General features: G+C 63.1%; 14 protein-coding genes. 13 read left to right on the forward strand and 1 reads right to left on the reverse strand.

The window, feature by feature from the left end; genetic code table 11:
• Positions 1–7: 7 nt before the first annotated feature.
• The 10 genes from nuoH (at position 8) to ACFOOL_RS14210 (ending at position 10,550) form a co-directional block, all read left to right on the forward strand.
• Entirely contained in the window at positions 8–1,105 is a 1,098-nt protein-coding gene (nuoH, locus tag ACFOOL_RS14165) for an NADH-quinone oxidoreductase subunit NuoH (RefSeq protein ID WP_380097874.1), read from the forward strand.
• Positions 1,105–1,593, forward strand: coding sequence for an NADH-quinone oxidoreductase subunit NuoI (gene nuoI, locus ACFOOL_RS14170; RefSeq protein ID WP_380097875.1), 489 nt, complete (start codon positions 1,105–1,107; stop codon positions 1,591–1,593). The genes nuoH and nuoI overlap by 1 nt, the downstream gene beginning before the upstream one ends.
• A gap of 11 nt (positions 1,594–1,604) precedes the next feature.
• The gene (locus ACFOOL_RS14175; RefSeq protein ID WP_380097876.1) at positions 1,605–2,213 is read left to right on the forward strand and encodes an NADH-quinone oxidoreductase subunit J; all 609 of its coding nucleotides are present in this window, start codon (positions 1,605–1,607) and stop codon (positions 2,211–2,213) included.
• Positions 2,214–2,228: 15 nt separating this feature from the next.
• Positions 2,229–2,537 (forward strand): NADH-quinone oxidoreductase subunit NuoK, encoded by a 309-nt coding sequence (gene nuoK, locus ACFOOL_RS14180; RefSeq protein WP_380098020.1) that lies wholly within the window; start codon positions 2,229–2,231, stop codon positions 2,535–2,537.
• A gap of 9 nt (positions 2,538–2,546) precedes the next feature.
• Positions 2,547–4,616 (forward strand): NADH-quinone oxidoreductase subunit L, encoded by a 2,070-nt coding sequence (gene nuoL, locus ACFOOL_RS14185; RefSeq protein ID WP_380097878.1) that lies wholly within the window; start codon positions 2,547–2,549, stop codon positions 4,614–4,616.
• Positions 4,616–6,196 (forward strand): NADH-quinone oxidoreductase subunit M, encoded by a 1,581-nt coding sequence (locus ACFOOL_RS14190; protein WP_380097879.1) that lies wholly within the window; start codon positions 4,616–4,618, stop codon positions 6,194–6,196. The genes nuoL and ACFOOL_RS14190 overlap by 1 nt, the downstream gene beginning before the upstream one ends.
• 9 nt (positions 6,197–6,205) lie before the next feature.
• Entirely contained in the window at positions 6,206–7,651 is a 1,446-nt protein-coding gene (gene nuoN / locus ACFOOL_RS14195; protein ID WP_380097881.1) for an NADH-quinone oxidoreductase subunit NuoN, read from the forward strand.
• A gap of 1 nt (position 7,652) precedes the next feature.
• Positions 7,653–8,483: a biotin--[acetyl-CoA-carboxylase] ligase gene (locus ACFOOL_RS14200; RefSeq protein WP_380097883.1), complete on the forward strand. Its 831-nt coding sequence runs from the start codon at positions 7,653–7,655 to the stop codon at positions 8,481–8,483.
• A gap of 73 nt (positions 8,484–8,556) precedes the next feature.
• Positions 8,557–10,230, forward strand: coding sequence for a ribonuclease J (locus tag ACFOOL_RS14205; protein ID WP_380097886.1), 1,674 nt, complete (start codon positions 8,557–8,559; stop codon positions 10,228–10,230).
• 68 nt (positions 10,231–10,298) lie between these two features.
• Positions 10,299–10,550, forward strand: coding sequence for a DUF1467 family protein (locus ACFOOL_RS14210; RefSeq protein ID WP_380097887.1), 252 nt, complete (start codon positions 10,299–10,301; stop codon positions 10,548–10,550).
• A 17-nt stretch (positions 10,551–10,567) separates the two neighbouring features.
• Here ACFOOL_RS14210 and ACFOOL_RS14215 read toward each other — a convergent pair whose 3' ends face one another.
• Positions 10,568–10,762: a hypothetical protein gene (locus ACFOOL_RS14215; RefSeq protein ID WP_380097888.1), complete on the reverse strand. Its 195-nt coding sequence runs from the start codon at positions 10,760–10,762 to the stop codon at positions 10,568–10,570.
• A 418-nt stretch (positions 10,763–11,180) separates the two neighbouring features.
• Here ACFOOL_RS14215 and proS point away from each other — a divergent pair, with 418 nt between their 5' ends.
• From proS to ACFOOL_RS14230, 3 genes are all read left to right on the forward strand, one after another.
• Positions 11,181–12,530: a proline--tRNA ligase gene (gene proS, locus ACFOOL_RS14220; RefSeq protein WP_380097889.1), complete on the forward strand. Its 1,350-nt coding sequence runs from the start codon at positions 11,181–11,183 to the stop codon at positions 12,528–12,530.
• Between the two features lie 62 nt (positions 12,531–12,592).
• Positions 12,593–13,900: an ABC transporter permease gene (locus tag ACFOOL_RS14225; RefSeq protein ID WP_380098021.1), complete on the forward strand. Its 1,308-nt coding sequence runs from the start codon at positions 12,593–12,595 to the stop codon at positions 13,898–13,900.
• Positions 13,893–14,579, forward strand: coding sequence for an ABC transporter ATP-binding protein (locus ACFOOL_RS14230; RefSeq protein WP_380097891.1), 687 nt, complete (start codon positions 13,893–13,895; stop codon positions 14,577–14,579). Before ACFOOL_RS14225 ends, ACFOOL_RS14230 begins: the two co-directional genes overlap by 8 nt.
• The last annotated feature ends 73 nt before the right edge of the window (positions 14,580–14,652 follow it).

A 14,652-nucleotide genomic window follows, 5' to 3' on the forward strand; every position in this document is an offset into this window, starting at 1 on the left:
GCGTATAATGGACTTCATTCTCTTGGCCCTCGATTATCTGCTCGGCATCCCGGTTCTCGGCTGGGGCACGCAGGTCGGCTTCGTCTACAAGGCGCTTCTGCTGCTCGTCGTCCTTTTGGTCTATACCGCCTTCATCCTGCTGGCGGACCGCAAGGTCTGGGCAGCGGTGCAGATCCGGCGCGGTCCCAACGTGGTAGGGCCGTTCGGCTTGCTGCAATCCTTCGCCGACCTGCTGAAATTCGTCTTCAAGGAGCCCATCATTCCGGCGGGCGCCGACAAGATCCTGTTCCTTGCCGCGCCGCTGATCACCGCCACGCTCGCCCTGGCCGGCTGGGCCGTGATCCCCGTCTTCGACGGCTGGGCCATGGCCGATATCAATGTGGGCATTCTCTACCTGCTCGGCATTTCCTCGCTCGGCGTCTATGGCGTCATCATCGGGGGCTGGGCCTCGAACTCCAAATATCCCTTTTTCGGCTCGCTTCGTGCCGCCGCGCAGATGGTGTCCTACGAGGTTTCCATCGGCCTGGTCATCATCACCGTGCTGCTCTGCGTGGGATCGCTGAACCTCAACGACATCGTCGTGGCGCAGCAGGAAATGGGCCTGGCTCACGCGCTGGGCGTGCCCTGGCTGAGTGTGCTCAACTGGTTCTGGCTGCCGCTCTTTCCGATGTTCGTGGTGTTCTACATTTCGGCCCTGGCCGAGACCAATCGCCCGCCCTTCGACTTCGCCGAAGGTGAATCGGAACTGGTAGCCGGCTTCATGACCGAATATTCGGCCACGCCCTATATGCTGTTCATGCTGGGCGAATACATATCCATCCTCCTGATGTGCGCCATGACCACCATCCTGTTCCTGGGTGGCTGGGCTGCGCCCGTCGATCTGCCGCCCTTCACCTGGATTCCGGGTGTGGTGTGGTTCTTCATCAAGGTGAGTCTCGTTTTCTTCATGATCGCCATGGCCAAGGCCATCGTGCCCCGCTACCGTTATGACCAGCTCATGCGGATCGGCTGGAAACTGTTCCTGCCGCTCTCCCTGTTCATGGTGATCATCGTCGCTTTCGTCCTCCAGCTCACCGGCTGGGGCTGGCACGGGGGGATTTCCTGATGCGTGTCGGACAGATCGTCAACAAGCTTCTGCTGACCGAACTGGTCGCGGCCTTCTTCCTGGCCATGCGCTATTTCTTTTCGCCCAAGCCGACCATCAACTATCCGTTCGAAAAGGGCCCGATCTCCCCGCGCTTCCGTGGGGAGCACGCGCTGCGCCGCTATCCCAATGGCGAAGAGCGGTGCATTGCCTGCAAATTGTGCGAGGCCATCTGCCCGGCGCAGGCCATCACCATCGAGGCCGGCCCGCGCCAGAACGACGGCACCCGTCGCACGGTGCGCTACGACATCGACATGGTGAAGTGCATCTATTGCGGTTTCTGCCAGGAAGCATGCCCGGTCGACGCCATCGTCGAGGGGCCGAACTTCGAATTCGCAACCGAAACGCGCGAGGAGCTGTACTTTTCGAAGGAAAAGCTCCTGGCCAATGGCGACCGGTGGGAGCGTGAAATCGCGGCCAGCATCGCCGCCGACGCCCCCTATCGCTGAGAGGGAAGACCATGAGCCTTCCACTGTTCTTCTTCTACCTGTTCTCGGCCATTGCCGTGGCGTCGGCCTTTATGGTCATCTCGTCGCGCAACCCCGTGCATGCGGTGCTGTTCCTCATCCTTACCTTCGTCAATGGGGCCGGCCTGTTCATGCTGGCCGGCGCCGAGTTCCTGGCGCTGATCCTGATCGTGGTCTATGTGGGCGCGGTCGCCGTGCTGTTCCTGTTCGTGGTGATGATGCTGGACGTCGACTTCGCGGAGCTGAAATCGGGCTTTCTGCAATATGCGCCCATCGGCATCGTCGTGGGCGTGGTGCTGCTGCTCGAACTACTGCTGGTGGCGGGCAGCTTCGTGGTCTCGCCCGAGATCGCCGGTGGAGCGTCGCTGCCGATCGATGCCACCGTGGAGAACACCAGGGCGCTCGGACAGGTGCTCTATACGCGTTACGTCTTCCTGTTCCAGGGAGCTGCGGCCGTGTTGCTGGTGGCCATGATCGGCGCCATCGTGCTGACCTTGCGGCATCGCCAGGGTATTAGGCGCCAGAATCCGGCCTCGCAGCTTGCGCGCAAGCCCAGAGAGACGGTCAAAGTCGTCAAGGTCAAGAGTGGTCAGGGACTATAGGGGATTATCATGGGCTTGGGAATCGGGCTCGGTCACTACCTGACCGTCGCGGCAATCCTGTTCACGCTGGGCGTGCTGGGTATTTTCATCAACCGCAAGAACGTCATCGTCATCCTCATGTCGGTCGAATTGATGCTTTTGGCCGTCAACTTGAACATGGTGGCTTTCAGCGCCGAGCTCGGCGACCTGCAGGGCCAGGTCTTCGCGCTGATGATCCTGACCGTGGCAGCCGCCGAGGCCGCGATCGGACTTGCGATCCTGGTCATCTTCTTCCGCAACCGCGGCTCCATCGCGGTTGAAGACGTCAACATGATGAAGGGCTAGAGCACCGCTATGATCATTCAGGCGATTGTTTTCCTGCCCCTCGTGGGGGCGCTGGTGGCCGGGCTGCTCGGCCGCGCCATCGGACACCGTCCAAGCGAGTTCATCACCACCGGCCTGCTGCTGATCGCAGCGGTGCTGAGCTGGGTGGTATTCATTCCCGTCGCCTTCGGGGGCGGGCTCGCCGGCGGCGAAGGCGGTGTGCTCAAGGTCGAGGTGATGCGCTGGATCCAGGTCGGCGACATGGACCTGCGCTGGATTCTGCGCGTGGACACGCTCACCGCCATCATGCTGGTGGTCGTCAACACCGTGTCGGCGCTCGTCCACCTCTATTCCATCGGCTATATGAGCGAGGACCCGCACCGGTCGCGCTTTTTCGCCTATCTCTCGCTCTTCACCTTCGCCATGCTGATGCTGGTGACCGCCGACAACTTCCTGCAGATGTTCTTCGGCTGGGAAGGCGTGGGCCTGGCCTCCTACCTGCTCATCGGCTTCTGGTACACGCGGCCCTCGGCCAATGCCGCTGCGATGAAGGCCTTCATCGTCAATCGCGTTGGCGATTTCGGCTTCATCCTGGGCATTTTCGGCGCCTTCATGGTGCTCGGCCATATCGACTTCGACAGCGCCTTTGCGGTGGCCGGCGATTTCGCCTCCACCGGCCTGCCGGTCATCCGGTTCCTGTCCTGGAACGTCGATGCGATGACCGTCATCTGCCTGCTGCTGTTCCTGGGCGCCATGGGCAAGTCGGCGCAGTTCCTGCTGCACACCTGGCTTCCCGACGCCATGGAAGGTCCCACCCCGGTTTCGGCGTTGATCCACGCCGCGACCATGGTGACCGCCGGTGTCTTCATGGTGGCGCGCCTGTCGCCGCTGTTCGAGACCTCGCCTGCTGCCCTGACGGTGGTGATCGTCATCGGCGCCATCACCGCCTTCTTTGCGGCGACGGTGGGCTTGGTGCAGAACGACATCAAGCGGGTGATCGCCTATTCGACCTGTTCGCAGCTCGGCTACATGTTCGTGGCGCTGGGGGCGGGGGCCTATTCGGCCGGCGTCTTCCACCTGTTCACCCATGCCTTCTTCAAGGCCCTGCTGTTCCTGGGCGCCGGCTCGGTCATCCATGCCATGCACCATGAGCAGGACATGCGGAACATGGGCGGGCTCAGGAAGAAGATCCCCGTCACCTATGCGATGATGCTGATCGGCACGCTGGCGCTGACCGGGGTCGGCATTCCGGGGACCAATTTCGGCTTTGCCGGCTTCTTCTCCAAGGATGCCATCATCGAAAGCGCCTTCGCCTATGGCGGCAATGTGGGCAGCTTCGCCTTCTGGCTGCTGGTGATCGCCGCGCTCTTTACCAGCTTCTACTCGTGGCGGCTGGTGCATCTGACCTTCCACGGCTCGCCGCGCGATGCGCAGCACCATGGCGAAGGCCCGCATCCGGACCCGGCCCATACCGATCCGGAGAGCCATGACGAACCCATCGGCGGGCATGCGCACGGCTCGGCCTATGACAATGCCCATGAATCGCCCAATGTGATGCTGGTGCCGCTTTACGTGCTGGCCATCGGGGCCGTTCTTTCCGGCGTGGTGTTCTACGGCGTGTTCTTCGCCGATCTGGCGCAGATCGAAAGCTTCTTCGCCGGCTCGATCCACGTCGACCACGAGATCATCGAAGGGGCCCACCACGTCCCGCTCTGGGTGAAGTGGAGCGCCACCATTTCCATGATCATCGGCTTCGTCGCCGCCTGGTACATGTATATACGCCGTCCCGAAGTGCCCGGAAGGCTGGCCGCCACCAATCCCGGTCTCTACCGGTTCCTGCTCAACAAGTGGTATTTCGACGAGCTTTACGACCGCATCTTTGTGCGCCCGGCACTCTGGATCGGCAATGCCGTCTGGAAGGGTTTCGACGACTGGCTGATCGATGACAAGATCACCGAGGGGCTCGGGCGCCGCGTGCAGAACGTCACGAGCTGGATGGTCAGATTGCAGTCCGGCTATCTCTACCATTACGCCTTCGCCATGCTCATCGGCATTGCGGCGCTGTTGACCTGGGCCATTGCGGCCGGGGGACTGATCTGATGACCTTCGCCAATTCCATTCTGTCGATCCTCACCTGGCTGCCCACGGTCGGCGCGGCGGTGCTGATGTTCACCCCGCGCAATTCGCTCAACGCCATCCGCTGGATGGCGCTGATCGTGACGCTGGTGGTGTTCGTGTTGTCGCTGGCCCTCTGGCAGAGCTTCGATCCGACCGATCCCGGCTTCCAGTTCGTGGTGAATCTGCCCTGGCTGGGCGACAGCATCGGCTATCGCGTCGGCGTCGACGGCATTTCGGTGCTGTTCGTGGTGCTCACCGCCTTGCTCATGGTGGCTTCCATCCTGGCGAGCTGGGACGTCCAGATGCGGGTGAAGGAATACATGATCGTGTTCCTGATCCTCGAGACGCTCATGATCGGCGTCTTCACCACGCTCGACCTGGCGATGTTCTACGTGTTCTTCGAGGGCACGCTGCTGCCGATGTTCCTGATCATCGGCATCTGGGGCGGCTCGGCGCGCATTCAGGCCAGTTACAAGTTCTTCTTCTACACCTTCACCGGTTCGGTGCTGATGCTGCTGGCGATGATGGCCATGTATTGGGATGCCGGCACGTCCGACATCATGCGGCTGCTGACACATCAGTTCCCGGGCGGTCTGCAGATCTGGTTGTGGCTGGCCTTCTTCGCCTCCTTCGCGGTGAAGATGCCGATGTGGCCGTTCCACCGCTGGCTTCCCGAGGCGCACGTGCAGGCGCCGACCGCCGGTTCGGTGATCCTGGCCGCAATTCTGCTCAAGCTGGGCGGCTACGGCTTCCTGCGCTTCTCCCTGCCCATGTTCCCGGACGCTTCGGCGCAGCTCGCCAATTTCGTCTTCATCCTCTCGGTCGCGGCCATCGTCCTCACCTCGCTGGTGGCGCTGGTGCAGACCGACATGAAGAAGCTGATCGCCTATTCCTCCGTCGCCCATATGGGTTTCGTGACCATGGGTATCTTCGCGGGCAATTCGCTCGGCATCCAGGGCGCCATGTTCCAGATGATCTCGCACGGCCTCGTCTCGGGCGCGCTGTTCCTGTGCGTCGGCGTGATCTACGACCGCATGCACACCCGCGAGATCGCCGCCTATGGCGGCCTGGTCGAACGCATGCCCCAATACGCCTTTGCCTTCATGGTCTTCACCATGGCCAATGTCGGCCTGCCGGGCACATCCGGATTCGTGGGCGAATTCCTCACCATGATCGGCGCGTTCCAGGTCAATACCTGGGTGGCGCTGGGCGCGGCTTCCGGCATCATCCTGTCGGCCGCCTATGCGCTGTGGCTCTATCGGCGCCTAATTTTCGGCGCGCTGACCAAGGAAAGCCTCAAGGGCATTCTCGACCTCAGCCTGCGCGAAAAGGTGGTCCTATACCCGCTGCTCGTCCTGATCGTGGTGTTCGGCTTCTATCCCGCGCCCATTCTCGACACGACGGCGGCCGCCGTGGACAATCTGGTGGCCCATTATTCGAACGCCGTCGGCCTCGACCCGGCCGTGGCCCAGGCCGACGCCCGCGCCCCCCTCGACTATGTCGCGCCCGAGGGCGCGGCCTTGCCGGCCGATGGCGATGCGGCCGAGCCTGCTGCGCATTAGGAGACAGACGTGAACTCTGACGTTACCGATTTCGCGAGCTTGGCTCCCGCCTATCCCGAATTGCTGATGGCGGCCGGCATTCTGGTGCTGCTGCTGGTGGGCGTCGTCATCAACAAAGAGCGCTCGCTTCTGGTGTCGTGGCTGTCCATCGGCCTGCTGGTCGCTGCCGGGCTGCTCGTCGCCTTCCAGCAGGTGGACGGGGTGATTTTCAACGGCCTGTTCATCGCGGACGGCTTCGGCCGCTACATGAAGGTCCTGGTCATGGGCGGCGCCGCCCTGGCGCTGATCCTCGGCCTGTCCAATGCCGAAGAACACGGCGTGCACAAATACGAATATTCCATCCTGGCGCTGCTGGCCGCTTTGGGCATGATGGTCATGGTCTCGGCTAACGACCTGATGAGCCTTTATGTCGGCCTCGAGTTGCAATCGCTGGCGCTCTACGTCATGGCGGCCATCAAGCGCGACGACAGCCGGGCCTCCGAGGCGGGTCTGAAATATTTCGTGCTGGGTGCGCTGTCCTCGGGCCTGTTGCTCTATGGCGCCTCGCTGATCTACGGCTTTACCGGGCACACCAATCTGGGCGAGATCGTCGTGGCCATCGCCAATGAGGGGCGCTCCATCGGCCTCATCTTCGGCGTGGTATTCCTGCTTTCCGGCATCGCCTTCAAGATTTCGGCCGTGCCGTTCCACATGTGGACGCCGGACGTCTACGAGGGTGCGCCGACGCCGGTGACCGCGTTCTTCGCCATGGGGCCGAAGGTGGCAGCGATGACGCTGATGATCCGGCTGGTGCTCGATACCTTCGCGCCCATCACCACGGACTGGCAGCAGATCGTCATCTTCCTGTCCATCGCCTCCATGGTGCTGGCGGCCTTTGCCGCCATCGGCCAGAAGTCGCTCAAGCGCTTTATCGCCTATTCCTCGATCGGCCATGTGGGCTTCGCCCTGGTGGGCCTGTCCTCGGGCACCCAGGTCGGGGCAGAAGGCGTTGCGATCTATATGGCCATCTATCTGGTCATGACGGTAGGGTTCTTTGCCTGCATCCTGTCGCTGCGCTCGGAAACCGGCTATGTGGAAAACATCGCCGACCTCGCAGGCGCCGCTCAGACGCGGCCTTTCGTGGCCGCCGCCATGGCGATCATCATGTTTTCGTTGATCGGCTTGCCTCCGCTCGCCGGCTTCTTCGCCAAATGGCACGTCTTCCTCGCCGCCATCGAGGCGCATCTTTTCGTGCTGGCGGTGATCGGGGTGCTGGCTTCGGCGGTGAGCGCCTTCTATTACCTGCGCATCGTCAAGGTGATGTACTTCGACGAGCCGGTGAAGCAGTTCGCTGCTGTGCCGGCCGAGCTCAACGTCGTCATGGCGGTCTCCGGCTTCCTGCTCGTCACCTATTATTTCACCGTCGGCAGTCCGCTGACCGGCTGGGCGCATATCGCCGCCCGAAGCCTGTTCTAGGGTGACGCAGTTCGAGCTTGGCGTCGAGGCGAAGCGGGCCGGTTACCGGTTGACGGGATTCGACGCCATCGGATCCACCAATAGCGAGGCGCTCGCCGCCGCGGCGGCGGGCGATCCGGGCGGCATCTGGTTCGCCGCCCTGCACCAGACCGCGGGGCGAGGGCGCCGTGGACGCCAGTGGCACAGCACGCCCGGCAATCTGGCAGCCAGCCTGCTGATTGTGCCCGATGCCACGCCCGATCTGATCGCGACGCTGGGCTTCGTGGCCGGCATCGCCCTCAATCGCGCCCTTGGCGTGGTGCTGCCCGGCGGAGCGATCCGCATCGGCATCGACGGCGCCGATGACCGGGACCGGCGTGCGCGCATCGCGCTCAAATGGCCCAACGATGTTTTGGCCGATGGCGCCAAGCTGGCCGGCATCCTGCTTGAGGCCGCACCTGCCCGGAACGGCCGCTCCCCCATCATCGTGGGCATCGGCGTCAATGTGGTTTCCGCGCCGGAGGGCGTGCCTTATCCGGCTACCTGCCTGCGCGCCCTTGGCGTCGACAGTAGTGCGCAAGACGTCTTCGAGGCTTTGTCCGACGCCTGGGTGGAGGCTTTCGGCCTTTGGGATGACGGACGCGGCGTAGCAAGAGTTCTGGAGCAATGGCGGGGCCGGGCGGCCGGCATTGGAGCGGACGTCGCCGTCTCCCAGGACGGTAAGGTCGTTCGGGGCATTTTCGAAACCATCGATCCGGCGGGCCGGCTGATCATCCGCGACGAGAGCGGGGGACGCATCGCGATCACCGCCGGCGACGTGCATTTTGGGGCAACGGCCAGCGCCCGGAGCTGACCACAACATGAGGCGCGGCGACCGGCGACCAGAGTTCGCCCGGCGTCGCGCCATGAAAGGAAGAAGAAGACCCATGGCCAGAAACCAAAGGGATGAACTCGTTTTCGTGCCGCTTGGCGGCGTCGGCGAAATCGGCATGAACATGGCCGCCTACGGCTTTGGGCCGGAGCGCCGCCGCAAATGGATCGTCGTGGACTGCGGCGTCACCTTCGGCGGCCCCGACCTGCCCGGCATCGAGCTCATCATGGCCAATCCGGAATTTCTGGAAGAGAACGCCGACGACGTCCTGGCGCTCGTCCTCACCCATAGCCATGAGGATCACTACGGCGCCGTGCTCGACCTCTGGCCGGTTTTCGACCGGCCGGTCTATGCCACCCCCTTCACCGCCGCCATGCTGGCGGCCAAGCGGGCAGGGGACGGTATCGTCGAAAATGTCGACATCACCATCATGGAGCCGGGAAAGCCGTTCACCGTTGGCCCCTTCACCATCGAGGCGATCAACGTCGCCCATTCGATCCCCGAATCCAACAGCCTGCTCATCACCACGCCGGTCGGCCGCGTGCTGCACACCGGCGACTGGAAGTTCGATCCCACTCCGGTGATGGGCCGGCCGACCAATATCGCCCGCCTGCAGGAAATCGGCACCGATACCGCCCTGCCGCTGGCGCTGGTCTGCGACAGCACCAATGCCATGAAGGAGGGTGAGAGCCCGAGCGAAGCGGAAATCGCCGACAGCCTCGTAAAACTCATCTCCGAAGCGCCGCATCGGGTCGCGGTCACCACCTTCGCCTCCAATGTGGGCCGCGTGGTGTCCATTGCGCGCGCCGCCCACAAGGCCGGCCGCGAGGTGGTGATGTCCGGCCGCTCGCTGCATCGCATCATGGGTATCGCGCGGGAGCTGGGCATGCTGGAGGGACTGCCGACCCTGCACGACCAGGATGCCTATAAGAGCATCGCCCGCGACAAATGCGTGCTGATCTGCACCGGCAGCCAGGGCGAGGCGCGCGCCGCCATTGCCCGCATTGCCCGTGGCGACCATCCGGTAATCGATCTCAATGCCGGCGACCGCATGATTTTCTCCTCCTGGGCGATCCCGGGCAATGAGCGCGAAGTCATCGATATTCAGAACCGCCTGATCGACAAGGGTGTCGAGGTCATCACGCGCGACGATGCCCTGGTCCACGTCACCGGCCACCCGCGCCGCGAGGAGCTGCGCCGGCTCTATTCCTGGGTGAAGCCGCAGGTGCTGGTGCCGGTGCACGGCGAGGCCATGCATCTGGAAGCCCATGCCAAGCTGGGCCGCGAGCAAGGCATTCCCAATGTCTGCGAGGCGCGCAATGGCGACCTGGTACGGCTCTTTCCCGAACCGCTGGCCTTCCCGGCCGAAGTGCGCACCGGCGAGCTCTATCTCGACGGTCTCGTGCTGTGCACGCCCGAGGAAAGCGGCGTCAAGGGCCGTCGGCGCCTGTCCTTTGGCGGCATGATCATCGTCAGCCTCTGCGTCAACGCCAATGGACAGGTCGTTTCCGGACCCGATATGGTGCTTGAGGGCCTACCGGAAACCGAGGACGAATCCCTGACTGAACTGGTCTCGGACACCGTGGCGAGCGTGATCCGGTCGATGCCGCCCAAGCGCCGCGGTAATACCGAAGTGCTGAATTCGGCCCTGTTCAAGGCCATTCGCGGCGAGGTCAACGCTTTCTGGGGCCGCAAGCCCAATGTGAGCGTATTCGTTCACCGGGTATGATCATCGGCGAAGCGGCCGCGACACGGTGACCGCTTTTCCACCCACCAGAACTGGGGCTAAGTGGGCATATGCAGATCGGTTCCATTTTCGCTGTTTACTTCGTCGTGTGGTGGCTGACCTTCGTGGCGGTGCTCCCCATCGGCAATAGGAGCCACCACGAGCTCGGCGTCGAGGTGGTCGCGGGGGGCGATCCCGGATCGCCCCTGCGCCCGCGCCTGATATTCAAGCTGCTGCTGGCCACGCTGCTGGCAGCCGTGTTCACTGCCCTGCTGCTCTGGGGCGTGAGCAATGAAACGCTGCATCATTACTGGAACCGTTAGGCCGCCGGCGGTACTGGCTAGCGACGCCTGCCCGTGGCATGGGCATGGGCCATGGTCAGCGCCGCCACGATATCGGCGTCGCTCGCCGGCTCCAGCAGCATCGTCGTCCAGCCCTGCCGACCCCAGCCATTGTCGATGGCCTTGAACAGGTCCGGGGCCAGGTGGCATTTGAAAATCTGCTCGTCCGGCGTGAACCTGATATTGGCGCTCAAGCCATCCGGCGCGAGCGTCGCGAATGTGCGTTTTACCTTGAATGCAGTGCGATCGAAGTGGGGCGCGGCAACTGCCCCCTCCAGTGCCAGAGCCATTCGTGTGAATGTTTTAGAATCCGCCATAACGCCCTGATCCTAAATAAAAAAGCAGGGCACTAAGGCCCTGCTGGAATGAGTTCGTTCGACAATACGCTGGTCTTAGGCTCGCTACGAAGCGGCTGCCAACGCTCCTCCCTTGACGTTGTCGACGTCCGGCGGTTTGGGCCGCCTTTGTTTTATTGGCAGGGACCCTAACAACAGTTTTAAACTCTGCCAAGTAGATTCTGCATAGCTAGGATGCTTGCATCGTATGGACGGTTAGGATTTGAGTGGGCATCGAGAAAACCCACGAGTCGAGTAGCGCTTTTTCGGAGTTCCCATGCGCCTTTCCCGCTATTTTCTGCCGGTCCTGCGCGACGTGCCCAAGGAAGCCGAGATCGTTTCCCATCGACTGATGCTCCGCGCCGGTATGATCCGCCAGCAGGCGTCCGGCCTCTATTCCTGGCTGCCGCTCGGCTACAAGGTGCTGATGAAGGTCCAGCGCATCATCGAGGAGGAGCAGAACCGCTCCGGCGCCATCCAGTTGCTCATGCCTACCATCCAGCCCGCCGATTTGTGGCGCGAATCGGGGCGCTACGACGCCTATGGCAAGGAGATGCTGCGCGTCGAGGATCGCCACGAGCGCGAATTCCTCTATGGCCCCACCAATGAAGAGATGATCACCGACATCTTCCGGGCCTATGTGAAGTCCTACAAGGACCTGCCGCTCAATCTCTACCATATCCAATGGAAGTTCCGCGACGAGGTGCGCCCGCGCTTCGGCACCATGCGCAGCCGCGAATTCCTGATGAAGGACGCCTATTCCTTCGATGTGGACGAAGCCTCGGCGGTCAAGGCGTTCCAGCGCATGTTCGTCGCCTATCTGCGCACCTTCCGCCGCATGGGGTTGGTGGGTATTCCCATGCGCGCCGATACCGGTCCCATCGGTGGCGATCTGTCCTATGAATTCCACGTTCTGGCCGATACCGGCGAGAGCGCGGTGTTCCTCGACAAGGGCCTGCTGGATAAGCCCATCCCGCCCGTGGACACCGATTTCCGCGGCGACCTGGAGCCTATCTTCAAGGATTGGACCGGGTTGTTCGCCGCCACCGACGAAATGACCGACGAGGAAAGCTTCCGCGCCGCCGTTCCAGCCGACAGGCAACTCATGGCGCGCGGCATCGAAGTGGGACACATCTTCTATTTCGGCACCAAATATTCCGAGCCGATGAAGGCCAGCGTTACCGGGCCTGACGGCAAGGACGTCGCCGTGCACATGGGGTCCTACGGCATCGGCCCCACGCGCGTCGTGCCCGCTATCATCGAGGCCAGCCATGACGAGAACGGCATCGTCTGGCCAGTTTCGGTGGCCCCGTTCGAGGCGGTTCTGATCAATCTCAAGGCCGGCGACGCCGAGACGGACGCGGCCTGCGACGCCCTCTATGGCAAGCTCGGCGCAGCCGGAATCGACATTCTTTACGACGACCGCGATCAGCCCGCCGGCTCTAAATTCGCCACCGCCGATCTTGTCGGCATTCCTTACCAGCTCATTGTGGGACCTCGCGGCCTCAAATCGGGCGAAGTGGAAATCAAGCATCGCAAGAGCGGCGAGCGCGAGACCCTGCCGCTCCCGGGCGCCGTTGAACGGCTCAAGGCCCTGATCGAACCCCAGCGGATGACCGACATTTGACCATCAGCGCGCGCGAAGCCCCGGACACCCGGGCCACCAGGCCTTTTTCACGGTTCGAATGGATGATCGCGGGGCGGTATCTGCGCGCGCGCCGCAAGGAGGCGTTCATCTCGGTGATCGCCGGACTCACCATGGTGGGCGTCGCCATCGGTGTGGCGACGCTGATCGTCGTCATGTCGGTGATGAACGGGTTCCGCGGCGAACTGCTCGACAAGATCCTCGGGCTCAACGGCCATTTCACCGGCTATCCCATCGAGAGCCAATTCACCGACTACAAGGAGACGGTGGCCGCGCTCGAGCAGGTGAACGGCGTCGGCTTCGCCGTCTATTTTGTCGAGGGACAGGTGCTGGCCTCGGGGCGCGGCAATTCCTCCGGCGTCACCGTGCGCGGCATGGACGAGGAAAACCTCAAAAAGCTGAGCCTGCTTTACAATTCGGCGGAGCAGGGGGGCTTCGACCAATGGGACGACAGCCGTGGCGTGGCCATCGGCTACCGGCTGGCCCAGTCCCTGGGGGTCGGCATCGGCGATCAGGTGCAGATCATCAATCCCGACGGCGCCATGACCCCTTTCGGCTCCACGCCGCAAATCCGGTCCTATCCGGTGAACGCCATCTACAATCTGGGCATGGTCGAGTTCGACAGCTATTTCATGTTCATGCCGCTCGAGGCCGCGCAGGACTATTTCCGCATGGTGGACGAGGTCCTCAAGCCCGGCATGGGGCCGCTCGACCCGCTGGCCAGCGACGAGGAAATCGACGCCGCCTATGAGCGCGTGCCGCGCGCCTCCGCCATTGAAATCTTCATCGACGATCCCGATGCGGTCGGCATCATGCGCCAGCGGTTGCAGGCGGTGCCGGACTTGCGGCCGCTGGTGCTCACGTCGTGGCAGCAGCGCAACGAAACCTTTTTCTCGGCGCTGCAGGTCGAGCGCGTGGTGATGTTCACCATCCTGTCGATGATCATTCTGGTCGCGGCCTTCAACATCATTTCCAGCCTCATCATGCTGGTGAAGGACAAGGCCGCCGATATCGCCGTGCTGCGGACCATGGGGGCGACGCGCGGCGCGATCATGCGCATCTTCTCCATCACCGGCACGTCCATCGGCTTCATCGGCACGGCGGTCGGCCTGGTGCTGGGTGTCGTCGTCGCCGCCAATGCCGAAACCATCCGCGCATCCATTTCCGATCTATTGGGAGTGACCCTGTTCCCGCCCGAGGTCTTTTTCCTTTCCTCCCTTCCCAGCCGCACCGACCCGGTGGAGGTCACGGTGGTGGTCTGCATGGCGCTGGGGCTCAGCTTCCTCGCGACGCTCTATCCGGCCTGGCGCGCCGCCCAATACGATCCGGTGGAGGCGCTGCGTTATGAATAAGCCGCATCTGCGCCTTACCGGGGTGCATCGCCACTATGGGGAGGGCGAACGCCTCGTCCGCGTATTGGAAGCCGCTGACCTGACGGTGGAGAGCGGCGAGTTGGTGGCGCTGGTCGCTCCCTCGGGCGCCGGAAAGTCCACCCTGCTGCATCTGTGCGGCCTGCTGGAGAGCCCGCAGGCCGGCGAAATCGAGATCGTCGGCCAACCCACCAGCAGATTGGGCGACCGGGCCCGAACCCGGTTGCGGCGCTCCACTGTGGGCTATGTTTATCAGTTCCACCACTTGCTTCCCGAATTCACCGCGCTGGAAAACGTCGTCATGCCCCAGCTCATCGCCGGGCGCAGCCCGAAACAGGCCGAGGGCAGGGCGATGGAATTACTGGACCTGCTCGGCGTGGCGCAGAGAGCCGAACACCGGCCTGCCGAACTGTCCGGCGGCGAACAGCAGCGCATCGCCATCGCCCGTGCCGCTGCCAATCGTCCCCGCGTCATCCTCGCCGACGAACCCACCGGCAATCTCGATCCCGAAACCAGCGATCGCGTCTTCGCGGCGCTCGAAGGGCTCATCCGCAACGAAGGCGCCGCCGGGCTCATCGCCACTCACAATCATGATCTGGCCCGCCGCGCCGACCGTATCGTGACGCTGAAAAACGGTCTCGTCGTCCCGCACACGCTTTAAGACTGGATGCTGACGCAACCGGATTCCTGAGGCTTCGTCATTGCGGAGCTTGTCCCGGCAATCCATCTTCGCG

Origin of the sequence: Devosia honganensis (assembly GCF_042648785.1) — a bacterium.
Lineage (GTDB): Bacteria > Pseudomonadota > Alphaproteobacteria > Rhizobiales > Devosiaceae > Devosia > Devosia honganensis.

Coding starts and splice junctions, on each gene's coding strand:
- proS (WP_380097889.1), top strand. CDS start 11,181: ATGCGCCTTTCCCGCTATTTTCTGCCGGTCCTGCGCGACGTGCCCAAG.
- ACFOOL_RS14175 (WP_380097876.1), top strand. CDS start 1,605: ATGAGCCTTCCACTGTTCTTCTTCTACCTGTTCTCGGCCATTGCCGTG.
- ACFOOL_RS14190 (WP_380097879.1), top strand. CDS start 4,616: ATGACCTTCGCCAATTCCATTCTGTCGATCCTCACCTGGCTGCCCACG.
- ACFOOL_RS14225 (WP_380098021.1), top strand. CDS start 12,593: ATGATCGCGGGGCGGTATCTGCGCGCGCGCCGCAAGGAGGCGTTCATC.
- nuoI (WP_380097875.1), top strand. CDS start 1,105: ATGCGTGTCGGACAGATCGTCAACAAGCTTCTGCTGACCGAACTGGTC.
- ACFOOL_RS14205 (WP_380097886.1), top strand. CDS start 8,557: ATGGCCAGAAACCAAAGGGATGAACTCGTTTTCGTGCCGCTTGGCGGC.
- ACFOOL_RS14210 (WP_380097887.1), top strand. CDS start 10,299: ATGCAGATCGGTTCCATTTTCGCTGTTTACTTCGTCGTGTGGTGGCTG.
- ACFOOL_RS14230 (WP_380097891.1), top strand. CDS start 13,893: ATGAATAAGCCGCATCTGCGCCTTACCGGGGTGCATCGCCACTATGGG.
- nuoL (WP_380097878.1), top strand. CDS start 2,547: ATGATCATTCAGGCGATTGTTTTCCTGCCCCTCGTGGGGGCGCTGGTG.
- nuoH (WP_380097874.1), top strand. CDS start 8: ATGGACTTCATTCTCTTGGCCCTCGATTATCTGCTCGGCATCCCGGTT.